We start from the raw sequence: 17,442 nt of genomic DNA on the forward strand, positions 1-17,442 counted from the left end.
GAACAGTCTACTACTGCATAGAGTAAAAATCTGTTAAATAGTTTAAGGTCACAATCAATAGTTATAAACATTTCCACATTTTACCATAATTGACTTACCTTTGCGCTAAATAACGCGCTGTCAATGAACGGCAATAACTGACGATTTAACAGTAATTACCCTTCATTAGCATAAATAATACCAAAAATTTAGCCTTGGCACTGCTGTTGCATTATAGTGATATAACTATAATAGGATATTTATCGCCGAACCGTCTGACAAGATGTCGGCAAAACGATATATGAAAATATGAGTAAATTCAACGCATTCAACTTTGACCAAACATTACCCATCATTAACGAGGAAACGGAATTCTTCCCCCTGTTGACTCAACAGGATGAGGAAGAAATGCGCAATGCCGAAATACCAGAGGTACTGCCTATTCTCCCCCTCCGCAATACCGTATTGTTTCCTGGTGTAGTGATTCCAATCACGGTGGGTAGAGATAAATCCATCAAGTTGATCAAAGATGCCTATAAAGGAGATCGCGCCATTGGTGTGGTATCTCAAAAAGATATGATCGTTGAAGATCCGACCTTCGAGCAATTGCACAAAGTCGGAACTGTCGCACATATCATCAAAATCCTTCAGATGCCTGATGGTAATACCACGGTTATTATACAAGGTAAACAACGCTTCCGTCTATTGGAACTGGTGCAAACCGAACCGTATATGACGGCCAAGGTGGAGAAGTTTCCTGAGGATAAGCCAAAGACCAGTTCAAAACAATTTAAAGCGCTTATTGCTTCGGTAAAAGAACTCGCATTACAGATCATCCAATTATCACCCAACCTTCCGAGCGAGGCTGGCATTGCGATCAAAAATATCGAGAGCCCGACTTTCTTAGTGAATTTTATTGCTTCTAATCTTTCTTTAGAGTTAGAGGACAAGCAAGACTTACTAGAAAACAAAGATTTCGTCAAACGTGCGAAACAACTCTTAGAGCACCTAACTACCGAAATTCAAATGCTGGAATTGAAGAATCAAATCCAGAACAAGGTTCGTGTAGATCTGGATAAACAACAACGCGATTATTTCTTAAGCCAGCAGTTAAAGACTATTCAAGAAGAATTAGGCGGTAGCACCCCTGACTTAGAATTGGAAGAACTGAAGAAAAGAGGAAAAAACAAGAAGTGGCCAGAGGATGTTTCAAAGCATTTTGCTAAGGAACTGGAGAAGCTTGCGCGTATTAATCCTGCAGCGGCAGATTATTCGGTGCAGTTGAACTATCTGGAATTATTGCTTGATCTTCCATGGGCAGAATACACAAAAGATAACTTTGACCTAAAACGTGCCGAAAGGATATTGGACAAAGATCACTATGGTTTAGAGAAGGTAAAACAGCGTATCATTGAATACTTAGCGGTTCTTAAGCTAAAGAATGATATGAAGGCACCTATCCTATGCCTTGTGGGTCCTCCGGGGGTTGGTAAAACATCCCTAGGAAAGTCTATCGCAAGAGCCTTAGGACGAAAATACACACGTATGGCCTTAGGTGGCGTAAGAGATGAAGCAGAGATTCGTGGTCACCGTAAAACATATATTGGCGCTATGCCGGGCCGCATTATACAGTCGTTGAAAAAAGCTGGCGCATCGAATCCGGTATTTGTACTAGACGAAATTGATAAAATCGGCTCTGACTTCAAAGGTGATCCTTCTTCAGCTTTATTGGAAGTTTTAGATCCAGAACAAAACACCAACTTCTATGACCACTATGTGGAAATGGAATACGACTTATCTAAGGTGATGTTTATCGCTACGGCAAACTCGCTGAACGGAATACAGCCGGCATTGTTAGATCGTATGGAGATTATCGAAGTCAATGGTTATACGATTGAGGAAAAGATTGAAATTGCTAAGAAGCACTTGTTGCCGAAGCAACGCGAAATGCACGGTATACAAGCTAAAGATATCAGTTTAAAGCCAAAGATGATTGAGAAAATCATCGAAGAGTACACGAGAGAATCCGGCGTTCGTGGCCTAGAGAAGAAGATTGGGTCGGTAGTTCGTGGGGTTGCGACGCGCATTGTGATGGAAAAAGAATACAATCCGGCGCTTACGGCTTCGGATCTCGAAGAGATCTTAGGCGCTCCTATCTTTGATAAGGACCTATACGAGAACAACGATATCGCGGGTGTTGTGACTGGTTTAGCATGGACTTCGGTAGGTGGGGATATCCTTTTCATCGAGTCGAGCTTAAGCCCTGGAAAAGGAAAGCTAAGCCTAACGGGTAACTTAGGCGATGTAATGAAGGAGTCTGCAGCGATTGCAATGGCGTATTTACGCTCGCATGCAGAGGAATTCGGAATTGACTATGCGGTATTTGACCAATGGGATGTCAATATCCACGTTCCGGCAGGTGCAACTCCGAAAGATGGTCCATCTGCAGGTATTACCATGCTGACAGCATTAGCATCCCTGTTTACTCAACGTAAGGTAAAAGAGAAGCTAGCGATGACTGGCGAGATTACTCTACGTGGAAAAGTACTTCCGGTAGGTGGAATCAAAGAAAAGATCTTGGCAGCGAAACGTGCGAACATTAAGGAGATCATCCTATGCAAAAGCAATCAGAAGGACATCCAGGAGATTAAAGAGGACTACGTAAAGGACTTGAAATTCCATTATGTGACTGACATGAAGGAAGTCGTTAAACTAGCCTTATTAGACAGCAAAGTTAAAAACGCGAAGAAGCTATTGCGCGAAGACGCAAAATAGTCTTGTCAGCTTAAAATAAAAAGGAAAAGCCATTCGATTAATCGGATGGCTTTTCCTTTTTATACTGGATAACAAGGTGTATTTTTGCACTGATGAGAGCAGCAACTGTTACAAAGCAAATAGTTCGAAAAATAGTTACATCCCCATTATTAATTTACGTCATCCGGTGTCTACTTGGATTCTCCATTGGGTATTTACTGTATCACCGCTATCGTGAGTTTGAGATCTTTTGGGCTTTGCTCTCGATTATTTTGGTGATCTCACCAGAAGAAAAAGACTCCAAAAGACTTTCCATAGAACGCTTCAAATCCAACTTCATAGGCTCCAGTGTAGCGATGATCTGCGTTTGGGTACTTCCGGAATCGGTTTATTCTATCGTCGCGGGAATCGTGCTAACGATTATCTGCTGTCGTGTCTTCAATATCATGAACATGGCACGCGTTGCAATTGTCGCTTTGCTCATCATCATGATCGAACCGCATCATACACAAATCGCCTACACCCCTATCTACCGCGCTGTTTCAACCGGCGTCGGATGTATCATCGGTCTGGCAATCGTTATTATCACCTCAGGTATAAAGCATTACCTCATGGAGAAGTACTTCGACGATTCAACTGCTCCTAATTCGGGAAATTAGCGTATTTTTGCAGTAATGATTGAACTTTATACCGACGGTGCTTCAAGTGGAAATCCAGGCCCTGGTGGCTATGGAACCATTTTACGAACTATCTATACAGGGTCAAATCCTGAATATCAAGGCAAGCTTATAGAAAAAGAATTCTCTGGAGGCTTTCGCAAGACGACGAACAACCGGATGGAATTACTCGCTGTGATCATCGGTTTAGAAGCATTGAAAAGCATCAATCAACAGGTCACTATTTTTTCTGATTCCAAATACGTCATCGATGCGATTGACAAGAAATGGGTATATGGCTGGATCCAAAAAGGATTTCAAGGCAAAAAGAATAAGGACCTATGGATGCGATTAATGTCCTTATACAAACTACATAAAGTGAAGTTGGTATGGGTGAAAGGCCATGCCGGGCACCCTTTGAATGAGCGATGCGATCAACTGGCAGTAAAAGCATCCAAAGACAAAGCCAATTGGAAGATAGACTCGGTATTTGAAGTCGAGATGCAAAAAGGAATGGACATCTAAACTAGTTGTCCAGCAACTCCTGGAAAGCCTTTGCTAGATGATCGATGATGTCCGAAGCAATAAGACTCGCTTCCCCTGTATCTTTTACGGCGAAATCTCCAGCAAGACCATGCAAATAAATCCCTAGTACAGCGGCAGCCCTTGCCGATAGTCCCTGTGCGCGCAGACTGGTCAAGATCCCTGTCAACACGTCGCCAGTCCCGCCGGTCGCCATCCCTGGGTTCCCCGTGGAATTGAAATATAGGTTCCCATCCGGACATACCAATACCGAATTCGCACCTTTAATAATTAGATAAACCTGATGCTGGGCAGCAAAAACCTTCGCCTTCGAAACCTTTTCATAATCATTATCCCATGCCCCAATCAATCGACTCAATTCCTTCGGATGGGGAGATAAAATAGTCTCCGCAGGCAATGCTTGCAAAAGGCTTTCTTGCTGCGCAAGAATATTCAGGGCATCGGCATCTAAAACCAATCTTGCATCCTCCGACAATGATTGCAGATAGATCGCAAAACCTCGAATCGTTTGCTCATCTGTTCCCATCCCTACCCCCATACCGATCGCGGTCAGGTCTGTTGGAAAATTAAAATCTCGCAAAGTCAGTTCAGCTGTATCAGCAAAGACCATCGCTTCAGGAAAGGCAGTTTGTATTATGTTCGTCCCACAATGTGGTATGCCCACCGACACTAATCCGCAACCGATTCTTAAAGCAGCTTTCGCTGCCAAAAGCACCGCCCCCATCTTCCCATAACTCCCACCAATCACGAGCGCATGACCGAAAGTCCCTTTATGGCAATATTTCAATCGGACCGGCACAAGCGATTTGACAGAATTTGCCGTCAAATAATGCATGTTCGTTTCCTGTTCATCCATCGCGTCAGCATCCAAACCTATATCGAGAATGCTGAAAGATTTCGAGAATTCTCCATATTCCGGAAGCAATAGATTTAACTTCGGAACCTGAAAGGTGTACACTTTATCAGCCTTTATTATGGGGCTATCCACGGCAATATGAGTTTCGCAAGACAAACCAGACGGCATATCCACCGAAATCCGAACTGCGCTTGCTGTATTAATCTGATCAATGATACTACGCCAACGAGAACTTAAAGCAGTATTCAGACCATAACCAAACAGGCAATCGAGAATCATAGAATCGCCCTCGAAGTGGATACGGTCTTCCAAACTGAACTTACGGATACTATTGTCCCCTAACTTCTCCTGATTTTTTAAATTATCTGGCGAGTACTGTTCTGCATCTATTAAATAAACCTCAACGGCCGCCCCTAGCGCTTTTAATAAGCCGGCAATAGCCAAACCATCACCGCCATTATTCCTCTTTCCAGAGAGGATATAAACCTGCTTTTCGAGCACATCCGGATAATATTCCAAAAGCGCCGCTACAACCGTAGCCGAAGCCCGTTGCATCAGATCCCAAGAACTTATCGCTTGTTTCGTTATGGTTTGCTCGTCAACATGTTTTAACTGAGAAGGATTTAGAATTTTCATAGGCATGGTGTTAAAAAGACAAAGCCCCTAAAATTAGGGGCTTTATCATTAATTAACAACAGTTTATTTTAAATGTTTACGGAAGAATCCCATCATCGCTTTATAGAATTCAATCTGATTTTCCTCTTTATGGAATCCATGTCCTTCATCGTATTTCACCATATAAGGCACATCTACTCCTTTGCTACGAAGCGCTTTCACAATCTGATCTGCCTCAGCAATCTTTACCCTAGGGTCATTTGCACCCTGAACAACGAATAAAGGCGCTTTAATTTTGTCTACGTGGAATAGAGGCGATACTTCTTTTGCAATCGCTGCCTCATCTTCCTTATCTGGGTTGTACCAAATTTGGTATAGCATCTCTTTGTATGGCTTCCAATACTCCGGAATAGAGTTCAATAAGGTAAAGATATTCGATACCCCTACATAGTCCACCCCTGCTTTATACAAGTCTGGAGTCTTAGTTAATCCTCTCAATACCGCATAACCACCGTGGCTACCGCCATAGATCGCGATGTTGTCCTTATCCGCCCAACCCTGCTCGATCACGTATTGAATACCATCCTCTAAATCATCCATTGCCTTACGGCCAACTTGGTTGAATCCGGCGCGTAAAAACTCCTTACCATAACCACCCGAAATACGGAAGTTAACCTGTAATGTCGCGTATCCACGGCTCGCGAATAATTGCGTCTCTGGATTGAAACCCCAGCTATCACGAACCCCCTGAGGACCGCCATGTGGGTTAACGATCAACGGGACACGCTTGCCCGCCAATGCTTCCTTCGGTAGTGTGATGTAACCATGAATGGTCAATCCATCGCGCGATTTGAAAGTAATCGGGCGCATTTCCGCCATATCCGCTTCTTTCAATTGTGGCATCAAATCGTATAACAAAGTCGTTTTGCCCGACTTCGCATCTAAATGGTAGTAACGACCGTAAAGCTTATCGCTCTGCACCATCACCAAGTACTGGTCTTCTTCATCGGTTTTTCCAACGATAGAATACTCGTATCCCGGGAACTCCTTACTGAATTTATCGTATAATTTCTTGAATGTAGCGCTTACCGGTTCAATTTCAACACGCTCGCCTTCAAAACCAACAAAGTCGATTTCCCAATTGCGCTTGCGCGATAAGGAAAGGATAGTTGCATCGTAATCCTTGTTAGAATAGATTTCTTTTATAATCTTCTTGGTTCCGAAATCATAAAGGATAATACGCGCCTTGTCAGAATCCAGATTCGTTAATACATAGGCCTCATCTTGGTTTTTCGACGCATAATTGAAAGCTAAGATTGAGAAGGTATCATCCCATTTACCCGTGCCGAACAGCTCAAAGTCCGTCTTTCCCTTTGCTTTGTAGAAATATTGCGTATTGATTCCGTTATGCATTTTAGCGTATCCGCGCAGATTGCCCTCTTTATCGAAATCATAGGAAACAATAGCATTCTCCGGATCCGTATTCGTAAATAACTTCGTCATTTCGCCGGTGTGAATATTGACTTTGTATGGTTCGAAAACCTGCTTATTGTCCTTATTCATCTGGATGATGATGAAATCTTTCTGCTCTTTCAACAGATTTAAAATGCCGGCCTGAACATCTGGAAATGGTGTTAAATCGATATTATTGCTACCGTCGATATTTACAGCATAAAGGTGATAATTCTCGTTTCCACCTTGATCCATCACATACACTAAACGCTCATCATTCACCCATCCCATTCCACGGATCAACTCGTCCTTCTCTTCTATCGCGCGAACAACTTTCCCTGTAGCCACTTCTTTTATCATCACATGACGCTTGTTGTTAGCGTCCTTCTCGCGATAAGAAATATACTTACCATTGGGAGATAATTGGAACTGCGAAGAATTAGGTTTCGCAAAATAATCTTCCACACGATATTTGAAATCACCTTTATCTAATGCAATTAATTTCTCTAAATCTGCTTTTGATGATACTAGCGTCGTATCGCCAGGTTTGGAAACTTTGGTTTTACTAAGCTTCAATGGAAACTCCATTCCTGCCTGTTTGAATATCCCCTCGATCTGCTCACCCTTCAATTCGCCTTCATAAGAAAAGCCCGCCTGCGCCATGGCTACAGTCAGCTTATTGTTTTCAAACTTGGTCTCGCTCATCGGAAGGCCGGAGGCACCTTGAGCTGGGATATCTAATGTTGCTTTGTATGTTTCTCCGTCTTGGCTAATGTGGAAGATTAAATCCATAGATGTTCCTTGGACATCTAAAGTTCCCTTCCAATCGCCGGTTATTTGGGCTTTGGCTGTTAACATGCTCAAAAGTACAAATACCATCGTAAAAATCTGTTGTTTCATAATTCAATCAATATTTCTCTATTAGTAGAAATAAAGCGGGTTTCGTTACAACATTCTTTTATTTTTTTTGATGAAAAATAAAGGGATGGCCAAAAACATAAGAATTGTATAGGAATGAAAGATATCATAACCCTTTATCAACCATTTCAAACCCAATTCAAACCCAATGTATAGCCGCTCCGGAGCGGCTATACATTGGGTTTGAATTGGGTTTGAATAGTATTTAGTATATAGTAATGCGAATTAAGGGTTGAAATATATTGGAAAAAGCTTCTTAAAAAGAGGGGTGAAAACTTGCATAAAAGCCTGATTATCAGTATATTTATAATGTTCCTTACGCATTATTAAACAACATGATCAATCAGGCCAAGGCTCTAAAATTAATAAAATTATACCAGTATGTGTGTGATAAATATGACAGTGAACTGCAATATTACTGTCAGCGATTTTCAAACAATAACAAACCTGACTTTACTGATCAGGAGGTTTTGACCATCTATTTATTCAGTGTGCACGAGGAACAGCGGCTAAGGATCAAGCAGATCCATAAATTCGCCTCCGATTATCTGATGGATTGGTTTCCCAAGCTAACTTCATACGTAGCATTCAACACCCGTATCAACCGCCTTTTTGATGTTTTGAGATCTCTTTGTCAGTCAGTTATAGAGGACTTTACACCAGAGGAGTGCTCCAGAGAATTTTCCCTACTGGACTCTATGCCCATCATAACCTGCAGTGGGACTAGAAGGGCAAAGGTAGCTCTGGAGATAACGGATAAAAGCTTCTGCTCAACGAAGAGGCTTTGGTATTTTGGATTAAAGCTTCATGCGCTCAACAGCTATAACAAATCCACGCTGCCTCGTCCGGAAAGCATTGTAATAAGCAAGGCATCTGAAAGTGACCTGAACATATTTAAGGAGAATTGGGCATCCATCGCAGGTAGGACGTTCTTTGGTGACAAGATATACCGTGACGCCCCGTTCTTCGAGTGGTTTTATAAAGAAAAAAAATCAATTATGTATACTCCGATAAGGGAAACCCAAGGAAAACCAGATTGTTTAAAAAACAGGGATCGTGCTTATAATGACCTGTTTTCAAGAGCAGTATCTAAGGTAAGACAACCAATCGAATCCTTTTTTAATTGGATAAATGAAAAAACACAGATACAAAACGCAAGTAAGGTCAGATCTACCAAAGGACTATTAGTACATGTGTTCGGTAAATTAACAGCCTGTTTCATAAAGCCTATTTTCAACCCTTAATTCGCATTAGTATTTAGTAGTTAGTATTTAGACCTAGGGCGGATATAAATTAGACTTTAGATATTAGATGTAAGATTTTAGACTTTTTTTGTCTTTGAACCAGGAAAGGAAGGATTTAAGGATGGGAAGGATATTTCGCACGCCATACTAATATGGCCAATGTTGGCAGCCATAGGTCTTTATACTAACTACTATTTCTGAACCAGAAAAGGAAGGATTTAAGGATAAGCAGGATCCTGTCAATCCTTGCATCCTTCCTTTCCTGGTTCAAAGACAAATAACCTAACGTCTAACAAAAAACCTCTAAAATCTTACATCTAATATCTAATATCTAATTTCTATATCCGCCCTAGGTCTAAATACTAACTACTAAATACTAACTACTACAAAAAAAGCTGTCCGAAAAGGACAGCTTTTTTTGTTAGTATTCTACTGCGATGAGTGATCGCAGCGGAATGAGAGTTCCGTGCTTTATCTGTATATACTTATCAGTAAGCGACCATACGGTCGTTTCTATACGCATTGGACCTTCCTCAGTATTGAATACGATGTCTGTTTTTGATTTAAATTCATTCCCTAAACGTAGGGCACTCTGCAATTTCGACATAAACTTCTCCGAGTTATCTATTTCTGCTGGAATGATCTTGAATTTATCAACTTGTTCTTTTTCTATTAGTGTTCCAATCATGCTCATACTTATCGGGATTTATATGGTTAACGTTAAATTAGGGATTTATATATAAATTGACAAGGGTTTTATTTTAGAATATTAAATTAGTTACATTCGCATGAAATAAGAATAATATGACTGAAGGCATCTTCGAAAAGGACTGGAAACTCAACTTTACCCAATGTTATCCAAACGGACAACTGAAATACAGCGAACTGGACAATATACTACAAGTGACCGCTAGCGAGCATGCTGATATATTAGGATTTGGCACGAAAGCCATACTCCGGACCAAGCAATCCTGGGTACTCAGTAGAATGCTCATCGAAATCGAGAAACTCCCCATGTTCGAACAGACTATCAAGGTAAGAACATGGATTCAGGACTTCACAGGATCTCGCTCTACGCGTAATTTTGAGGTGTTATTTGGCGAACGCCGTTTGGTGGCAGCATCCAGTACCTGGGCTGTTTTCAACATCGAAGCTCGCCGTGCTGAACCCTTGATTGCCAGTACAGACCATGTGGTGCCTCATCCTGACCGCATTATGACGTCAAGAACTGCTGAGCGCATTGATGGAAATGTGCCGTTCAATAAAATTAGAGATTATCAGGTAGTGCTATCCGATTTGGATATCGTCAACCACGCAAATAACGTGAAATATATGGATTGGTGCTTCGATGCCCTAGATCCGAAGGAAGTATTGTCCGGAAAAATCAAATCCGTGGAGATGAACTTCCTCAGGGAACTGTCTTATGGAAATCAGGTCGCTATTAATGAATCGAAGATTGATGAGCTAACGAGCATCTACAGCATTAGCAAAGCGGATCGTCCGCATTTCTTAATGCAGCTTACTAAAAAAGCATAAAACCTTTCATTTTTCTATTGAGCCAAAAAAAAGGATGAAAGTGCTTGATGGCCATTGAAAGCAGACACATTCCAAAAAAAAAGCCTTCCGAGAATCGGAGGGCACTGAAAAAGTCCCCTTAGAAAAAAAGGTTAAAAAAGGGAGTCGAAAACTACAGTTTTCTGCTCCCTTTTTCGTATTTTAAGGTAGGCTTTAACGGACATCAGGATGCTCTCTACCCAACAAAAAATACAGTTCAGTTCCTATTCAGGATTGTACGATATTATCGTACCAAAAGATAATCTACTTCGAAAAATCAACGATCTTATCGATTTCAGTTTTATCTATGACGAGCTTTTGGCTAAGTATTGCCAGACGAATGGCCGTACAGCGGAGAGCCCTATCAAGATGTTCAAATACCTTCTGTTAAAAACGATCTACACCGTTTCGGATGTAGATGTCGTTGAACGTTCCAGATATGATATGTCCTTCAAATATTTTCTTGAAATGGCACCAGAGGAGGATGTGATCAATTCAAGTTCGCTTACCAAATTCCGCAAACTACGATTAAAAGATATGGATCTGTTGAACCTGTTGATCAATAGGACCGTAACGATTGCTCTTGAAAAAGGCATTATAAAATCAAAGTCTATTATCGTAGACGCGACCCATACCGTTTCCAGATCGAATCCGCACACAGCATTGGCAGTACTCAGGGAACGCTCCAAACTATTAAGAAAAGCGATATATCAGATTGATGGGGAATACAAGAGGAATCTACCACAAAAGAATGAATCCAACGACCTGGATCAAGAGCTTGCTTATTGCAGGGAATTACAGAGGGTCCTTGATGAAGATCAATCTATCAGTGAAATACCGGCTGTGAAAGAAAAGCTGAATCTGTTGAAGGAAACCATTGAAGACACAAAAGAATACTATCTGCTCTCTAAGGATGATGAGGCCAGACTTGGACACAAGTCAGTGGACAGCAGTTTCTTTGGCTATAAAACACATCTGGCGATGACTGAGGAACGCATCATTACAGCAGCGGTCGTTACTACAGGCGAAAAAGGTGATGGCCCTGAACTACCTAGGTTATTAGAGATCAGCCAGCAGAATGGAATGCAAGTGGATACAATAATAGGTGATGCCGCGTATTCGGGAAAAGAAAATCTTCAGGTGGCAAAAGAACAAAACATTGATATCATCGCTAAATTAAATCCATCCATTACCCAAGGCTTTAGGAAAGATAAAGACAAGTTTGACTATAATAAAGATGCGGATATGTTTGTTTGTCCCGCAGGACATTTGGCCATCCGCAAGGCGCGTCAGGGAAAGAAGGAACAAGGTACAAATCAAACGGAGACCTATTACTTTGATGTGGAGAAATGTAAGGTCTGTCCTCTTAGGGAAGGATGTTACAAGCAAGGGGCCAGAACCAAATCCTATTCAGTCTCCATAAAATCCGAACTCCATAGGGAGCAGATGGCTTTCCAGCAAACCGATTATTATCGAAGCAAGTCTAAGCAAAGGTATAAGATCGAGGCCAAGAACAGTGAGCTCAAGAATGTCCATGGCTATGGCAGAGCTGATGCTTATGGAATCCATAATATGGAAATGCAGGGCGCAATGGCCATCTTCACCGTAAACCTGAAAAGAATCCTGAAATTGATATAAAAAGGTGAGATATTGCCTCAAAAAAGCCTAGATGGGATGCTAAAAACTCAAATAGCAAGTCCTAGTCGCTTACACCTTCAATAAGCTCATAAAAAACAAACTTCCAGAAACCCTTTGAACAAAAATGACCGAGTAGGGGAAAACCTATACTCAGTCATTTCTTTAAGTCTCATTAGAAAGTTGAAGCTTTTTCAGTGCCCTCGAGAATCGGAAGGCTTTTTTTATGCTAGATAGCCCATGCTTTATCGCCCTTCTTATACGGATAGTTTCCATCGTATTTTCCAGGGATTTTCAAATAACGCAATGCTTTCTTCATACCAACTTCCGATGTGAAGAATCCTGTCAAAGTTAATTGCTTCAACATGGTGAAGAAGTGGTTTGCATCTTCTTCCTTCTTGTTCTTTTGGTATTCGTTAGCCTCTTTATCGTATGTATTCACGAATTGAAGTTTCTCTTCAGGAGTCAATTCTAAGAATCCTTTTTTGAAATCTTTCTTCGCACGTGCTTCCACGCCATTCAGACCGTCTAAGAAAGATTTTTGATCTTTCTCATCATAACAGTCGCGAATCATCACAGGGATAAATTCACCTACACCGGCTTCTTTCGCGCCTGGTGTAGAAGTTTTAGGAAGAATAGCTTCCGCTAATTCGCCTAAGTAATCTGTTGTTTCAGCCTCAAATAAGGTAGCCACATCTTTAGATGCCGGACGAGTACACCCCTCTAAAAACAGGTTTGCACCGATAACCGTACCACCCATGATAAAGGCTACACGTTTTAACGCTTCTCTTCTATTCATCATCTTCTTATACCTTGTTAAAATGAATAATTAATTTCCCATCCCGGGCGATACTGACGCTTCACAAATTGGTTGACGATATCAAAGTTCGTTACTTTCATATTGTCGTTATCCCAAAGAAGTTTCAAGTTACGTCCAGGGTATTTACCATCAATACGCATATCAGCACCACGGATCGCTAAATTCGCCATCAATAATGCCTCGGTTAATGGTCCTGAAATCTCAAATGGTGCACTCACCTCTTTCTTACCATAACCTGCAATACATGCTTCAACCCACTGTGCGTAGTGTCCGCTAGCTTTTCCAGGTACTCGAGCATACTTCATCGCAACGTTTTCTTTGCGAGTAGTAGGCAACAAGCGTGCTTTATCACCATACGTATCTGCTAATACTTTACCTTTCGTACCGACCATCAAGATACCGTTTCCACCGTCACCAAAGATTTCATTTGGTTCCAATTCTTCTGGACGGGCAGGTTGAATTCCACCGTCCATCCAGTGCAATGTAACCGGACCTTGCGTTCTAGCTGCTTTCGGGAAAGTCATAGTCGCATGGCTCGATGGCGGGCAGCTCTCCGGGAAGTATCCGCGTTTGAACTCATCCACGTATACTGAACCAACAGAAGCCTGCACATCCTGTAAATAGGATAAGCCTAATACGCTGAAAGGCACTTCTAATAAGTGGCAGCCCATATCGCCTAATGCGCCAGTTCCGTAATCCCACCAGCCTCGCCAGTTAAATGGAACCAACTTTTCGATATAGTCTTTCTGAGGAGCCGTTCCTAACCATAGATCCCAATCTAATTCCTTCGGAACAGGGGCGGTTTGAGTAGGCCACTGAATACCTTGAGGCCATACAGGGCGATCGGTCCAACAGTACACCGTATGAACATCACCAATAAGGCCTGCTTCATACCATTCACGGATTTCACGAGGGCCATCGTTCGAGGCGCCTTGATTACCCATCTGTGTTACGACTTTATATTTTTTAGCAGCATGAGTCAGTACTCTTGCTTCCCAGATATCGTGGGTCAAAGGTTTCTGAACATACACATGCTTGCCTAGCTGCATAGCCGCTAAAGCCTGGATAGCGTGGTTATGATCGGGTGTGGATACAGAAACAGCATCGATGTGCTTATGTTCTTTATCCAACATTTCTCTGAAATCCTTATAGAATTTTGCTTTCGGGAATCGCTTTACCGAGTTGGCTGCGCGACGTTCATCCACATCACATAGATAAGCCATCTCCGCCTTTCCGCTGTCTGCAAACGATTTGATGTCGCTCTCCCCTTTGCCCCCTACACCAATCCCTGCAACAATCAAACGGTCGCTAGGCGCTAGAAAGCCCGATCCACCTAAGACATGTCGAGGAACAATACTAAAGCCCGCAGCCGCTATGGCTGTGTTCTTTAGAAAATTCCTTCTTGAATTGTTATTACTCATAATATACGGTTTAGTTCAATTAGATATTTCCTTTCTTAAGCTCGCTTACCGCATGGTCAACCGCTCTCGCTGTCAAGGCCATATAAGTAAGTGATGGATTCACACATCCCGCCGACGTCATGGCAGCGCCGTCCGTCACATATACGTTCGTTGCATCCCAAACTTGGTTGTGCTTATTCAATACGGAAGTTTTCGGATCCAAGCCCATACGTGCTGTTCCCATCTCGTGAATACCCATACCAAAGTTATATCCTCCATCGTAAGTATTTACGTCTTTCAGACCGATAGCTTCCAACATGTCCTTCATTTCTACGGCCATATCTTTACGCATCTTAAGCTCGTTGTCTCTTAGCTCCATATCCATCGCCAGCACTGGTAATCCCCATTTGTCCTTTACGTCCTTGTCAAGAAAAATACGGTTCTCATGGTATGGAAGGATCTCTCCGAATGCGGTGAATCCTGCTGTCCAGTTTCCTGGTTCACATAGCGCGTCTTTCCATTCGCCACCAACAGCCATCTCCGCAATCTCGCCCGACCATCTTCCACGGCCAGCAGACCCCTGATAGCCGAAGCCACGAACGTAATCGCGTTTTTTGGTGTCAGATGGGATATTAACGAAGCGAGGAACATATAAGCCCGTCGGACGACGTCCGAACATGTACTTATCATCAAAGCCTTCTACACGACCACTTGCTCCTAAGCGGAAGTGGTGGTCCATAGCATTATGACCTAACTCGCCAGAACTACTTCCTAATCCACCTTCCCAAACATCGGTAGCTGAGTTCATCAATACCCATGTAGAATTGAATGCAGAAGCACATACGAAGATAACCTTCGCAAAGAATTCATACGTTTGGTTTGTTTCTGCGTCGATGATCTCTACCCCTTTTGCTTTCTTCGTATCCTTATCGTAGATAATCTTCGTTACGATAGAGAATGGACGAAGCGTTAAGTTTCCGGTTTTCATTGCCGGTGGCAATGTAGAAGATTGTGTAGAAAAATAAGCGCCAAAGTTACAGCCTAACCAACATTGGTTTTGATACTGACAGTTGATACGACCTGTATGTGGCTTCGTAATATTTGCCGTACGTCCCATAATGAAGTGACGACTACCGCCGTATTGTTTTTTTATGCGTTCTGCTAAATCTTTTTCAACAACGTTGAAATCCATTGCCGGTAAGAAGTCGCCATCAGGGAGAACATCAAGTCCGTCGCGGTTACCTGATATACCTGCCCATTTTTCAGCATAGCTATACCAAGGTGCGATCTCTTTATAACGGATCGGCCAATCGACGCCATGTCCATCTTTCGCATTTGCTTCAAAGTCCAAATCACCTAAACGGTAACTCTGACGACCCCACATCAACGAACGACCGCCTACATGATATCCTCTGAACCAGTCAAAACGCTTCTTCTCCACATAGGGACTTTCTTTCTCATTTACCCAGAAATCTAAGTTCTTTTCATTTAAAGGGTAATCACGTTTTAGAACCGGATAATCCGCTTCCATTTGCTTAGTCCTACCACCACGATGAGGGTATTCCCAAGTATCCTTATTTGCATGGTAATCTTTCACGTGCTCAACATTGCGACCACGTTCTAACATGATTGTTTTCAGACCCTTTTCGGTTAATTCCTTAGCAGCCCAACCGCCGCTAATACCGGATCCGATGACAATGGCATCATAAACATTATTCTCTACCATTACTTTTTTATTTAATTAGTTTCAGATTGATTTACAATGGTCTCTTTCTTGAAGAATACAAGGAAGATAAAAAATACTACTAAAGCAATTCCTGCAGGAACTACCCATAACTTATTCCAGAACAACGCGACATCTGCCGATTTCACGTTTTGGTACATGTCACTCACATATCCTGCTACCCAGAATCCGATCAATTGCCCTACACCGTATGTAGCTAACGTAATTAATCCTTGCGCAGCACTCTTATTATCTTTTCCGGCTTTCGAGTCGGTATAGATTTGCCCGGATACAAAGAAGAAATCATAACAGATACCGTGAAGTGCAATTCCTAATAACAGCATAAAGGTCGCTTCGCCTGCGTCGCCATAGGCAAACAGCACATAACGAATAACCCATGCTAACATCCCTACCAGAATGGTGTTCTTGAATCCGAAGCGCGTAAAGAAAACAGGTAATAACAAAAGACATAATGCCTCTGAAATTTGACCTATCGTCATCTTACCCGTTGGATTCGCTAAGCCTATTTCAGATAAGAATGGATTCGCGTATTGATAATAGAACGCTAGCGGAATACAGATTAATATAGAGCAAACAAAGAATACTAAGAAATTTCTATCCTTTAAAAGCTTAATAGCATCTAATCCCAATACTTTGGCAACACTTTGCTTTTGGCCAGCTTCCATCTTAACAGGAGGTGTTTTCGGAAGGATAAAACTGAATAATCCCAATACTAATGAACCAATAGAAGCCATTAAGAATGTATTTCTCAATAAGCCGTCCTTGATTCCCTGATCAGCATCCCATTTGAAAAGATAGGATATCGAAAGTCCTGCAACGATCCATCCGATTGTACCCCAAATACGAATATTGGAGAACTCCTTTTCCGGATTTTTCATCTGACGGAAAGATACCGAGTTGACTAGGGATAGCGTCGGCATGTATAATAGCATATATCCTAACACGTAAGGAAAGAACGAACCTATAGATTCGCTTTGGTAAAGTTGGAACATCAGGAAAGCGCCGATAAGGTGCAGAATCCCCAATATTCGTTCTGCATTGAAGTAACGATCCGCGATCATACCAATAATGAAAGGCGCTACGATTGCACCCCATGATTGCGTGGAGAATACATTAGCGATTTCTAGTCCCGATGCGTTCAAGGTATTTCCCAAGAAAGTACCTAACGTCACGAACCAAGAGCCCCAAATAAAGAACTCCAGGAACATCATGAAGGATAGTTTAAATTTAATAGTTGATGACATGTAATATAGGCTTATTTTAAAATTATGG

The 17,442-nt window shown here is 42.0% G+C and carries 13 protein-coding genes; 6 read left to right on the forward strand and 7 right to left on the reverse strand.

Annotated features, from left to right (window positions below; genetic code table 11):
* Positions 1-288 precede the first annotated feature (288 nt).
* The 3 genes from lon to rnhA all read left to right on the forward strand — a co-directional run bounded on the left by lon (position 289) and on the right by rnhA (position 3,914).
* Positions 289-2,754 (forward strand): endopeptidase La, encoded by a 2,466-nt coding sequence (gene lon, locus DSM08_RS13265; RefSeq protein ID WP_149526615.1) that lies wholly within the window; start codon positions 289-291, stop codon positions 2,752-2,754.
* 92 nt (positions 2,755-2,846) lie between these two features.
* A complete protein-coding gene (locus tag DSM08_RS13270; RefSeq protein ID WP_149526616.1) occupies positions 2,847-3,392 on the forward strand; it encodes an FUSC family protein in 546 nt (181 codons plus the stop codon).
* 15 nt (positions 3,393-3,407) lie between these two features.
* A complete protein-coding gene (rnhA, locus tag DSM08_RS13275; protein WP_149526617.1) occupies positions 3,408-3,914 on the forward strand; it encodes a ribonuclease HI in 507 nt (168 codons plus the stop codon).
* Between the two features lies 1 nt (position 3,915).
* Here rnhA and DSM08_RS13280 read toward each other — a convergent pair whose 3' ends face one another.
* Together DSM08_RS13280 and DSM08_RS13285 are read right to left on the reverse strand one after the other, a co-directional pair.
* Complete coding sequence (locus DSM08_RS13280) at positions 3,916-5,424, reverse strand: NAD(P)H-hydrate dehydratase (RefSeq protein ID WP_187773863.1); 1,509 nt, start codon at positions 5,422-5,424, stop codon at positions 3,916-3,918.
* A 63-nt stretch (positions 5,425-5,487) separates the two neighbouring features.
* Positions 5,488-7,755, reverse strand: coding sequence for an alpha/beta hydrolase family protein (locus tag DSM08_RS13285; RefSeq protein ID WP_149526619.1), 2,268 nt, complete (start codon positions 7,753-7,755; stop codon positions 5,488-5,490).
* A 353-nt stretch (positions 7,756-8,108) separates the two neighbouring features.
* Here DSM08_RS13285 and DSM08_RS13290 point away from each other — a divergent pair, with 353 nt between their 5' ends.
* Positions 8,109-9,017: a transposase gene (locus DSM08_RS13290; protein WP_149526620.1), complete on the forward strand. Its 909-nt coding sequence runs from the start codon at positions 8,109-8,111 to the stop codon at positions 9,015-9,017.
* Between the two features lie 421 nt (positions 9,018-9,438).
* On the opposite strand, the gene DSM08_RS13295 is transcribed toward DSM08_RS13290, so the two are convergent.
* Positions 9,439-9,705, reverse strand: coding sequence for a hypothetical protein (locus tag DSM08_RS13295; protein ID WP_149527725.1), 267 nt, complete (start codon positions 9,703-9,705; stop codon positions 9,439-9,441).
* A 116-nt stretch (positions 9,706-9,821) separates the two neighbouring features.
* Between DSM08_RS13295 and DSM08_RS13300 the strand changes: the two genes are divergently transcribed.
* The gene (locus DSM08_RS13300; RefSeq protein WP_149526621.1) at positions 9,822-10,553 is read left to right on the forward strand and encodes an acyl-[acyl-carrier-protein] thioesterase; all 732 of its coding nucleotides are present in this window, start codon (positions 9,822-9,824) and stop codon (positions 10,551-10,553) included.
* 207 nt (positions 10,554-10,760) lie between these two features.
* Positions 10,761-12,209 carry an IS1182 family transposase gene (locus tag DSM08_RS13305; RefSeq protein WP_149526622.1) on the forward strand — a complete coding sequence of 483 codons (1,449 nt, stop codon included), beginning with the start codon at positions 10,761-10,763 and terminating at the stop codon, positions 12,207-12,209.
* A 226-nt stretch (positions 12,210-12,435) separates the two neighbouring features.
* Here DSM08_RS13305 and DSM08_RS13310 read toward each other — a convergent pair whose 3' ends face one another.
* From DSM08_RS13310 to DSM08_RS13325, 4 genes are read right to left on the reverse strand one after another with little or no spacing between them, the layout of a single operon-like run.
* The gene (locus tag DSM08_RS13310; protein WP_246172253.1) at positions 12,436-13,008 is read right to left on the reverse strand and encodes a gluconate 2-dehydrogenase subunit 3 family protein; all 573 of its coding nucleotides are present in this window, start codon (positions 13,006-13,008) and stop codon (positions 12,436-12,438) included.
* A gap of 14 nt (positions 13,009-13,022) precedes the next feature.
* Complete coding sequence (locus tag DSM08_RS13315) at positions 13,023-14,447, reverse strand: Gfo/Idh/MocA family protein (protein ID WP_149526623.1); 1,425 nt, start codon at positions 14,445-14,447, stop codon at positions 13,023-13,025.
* A gap of 19 nt (positions 14,448-14,466) precedes the next feature.
* Entirely contained in the window at positions 14,467-16,152 is a 1,686-nt protein-coding gene (locus DSM08_RS13320) for a GMC oxidoreductase (protein ID WP_149526624.1), read from the reverse strand.
* Positions 16,153-16,163: 11 nt separating this feature from the next.
* Positions 16,164-17,414: a nucleoside permease gene (locus DSM08_RS13325; RefSeq protein ID WP_149526625.1), complete on the reverse strand. Its 1,251-nt coding sequence runs from the start codon at positions 17,412-17,414 to the stop codon at positions 16,164-16,166.
* Positions 17,415-17,442: the final 28 nt, after the last annotated feature.

The sequence above is a fragment of the Sphingobacterium hotanense genome, assembly GCF_008274825.1.
GTDB classification, from domain to species: Bacteria; Bacteroidota; Bacteroidia; order Sphingobacteriales; family Sphingobacteriaceae; genus Sphingobacterium; species Sphingobacterium hotanense.

What these genes read in the sequence shown, in the direction of transcription:
- lon (WP_149526615.1), top strand. Translation starts at nt 289, where the DNA reads ATGAGTAAATTCAACGCATTCAACTTTGACCAAACATTACCCATCATT.
- DSM08_RS13270 (WP_149526616.1), top strand. Translation starts at nt 2,847, where the DNA reads ATGAGAGCAGCAACTGTTACAAAGCAAATAGTTCGAAAAATAGTTACA.
- rnhA (WP_149526617.1), top strand. Translation starts at nt 3,408, where the DNA reads ATGATTGAACTTTATACCGACGGTGCTTCAAGTGGAAATCCAGGCCCT.
- DSM08_RS13280 (WP_187773863.1), bottom strand. Translation starts at nt 5,424, where the DNA reads ATGAAAATTCTAAATCCTTCTCAGTTAAAACATGTTGACGAGCAAACC.
- DSM08_RS13285 (WP_149526619.1), bottom strand. Translation starts at nt 7,755, where the DNA reads ATGAAACAACAGATTTTTACGATGGTATTTGTACTTTTGAGCATGTTA.
- DSM08_RS13290 (WP_149526620.1), top strand. Translation starts at nt 8,109, where the DNA reads ATGATCAATCAGGCCAAGGCTCTAAAATTAATAAAATTATACCAGTAT.
- DSM08_RS13295 (WP_149527725.1), bottom strand. Translation starts at nt 9,705, where the DNA reads ATGATTGGAACACTAATAGAAAAAGAACAAGTTGATAAATTCAAGATC.
- DSM08_RS13300 (WP_149526621.1), top strand. Translation starts at nt 9,822, where the DNA reads ATGACTGAAGGCATCTTCGAAAAGGACTGGAAACTCAACTTTACCCAA.
- DSM08_RS13305 (WP_149526622.1), top strand. Translation starts at nt 10,761, where the DNA reads ATGCTCTCTACCCAACAAAAAATACAGTTCAGTTCCTATTCAGGATTG.
- DSM08_RS13310 (WP_246172253.1), bottom strand. Translation starts at nt 13,008, where the DNA reads ATGATGAATAGAAGAGAAGCGTTAAAACGTGTAGCCTTTATCATGGGT.
- DSM08_RS13315 (WP_149526623.1), bottom strand. Translation starts at nt 14,447, where the DNA reads ATGAGTAATAACAATTCAAGAAGGAATTTTCTAAAGAACACAGCCATA.
- DSM08_RS13320 (WP_149526624.1), bottom strand. Translation starts at nt 16,152, where the DNA reads ATGGTAGAGAATAATGTTTATGATGCCATTGTCATCGGATCCGGTATT.
- DSM08_RS13325 (WP_149526625.1), bottom strand. Translation starts at nt 17,414, where the DNA reads ATGTCATCAACTATTAAATTTAAACTATCCTTCATGATGTTCCTGGAG.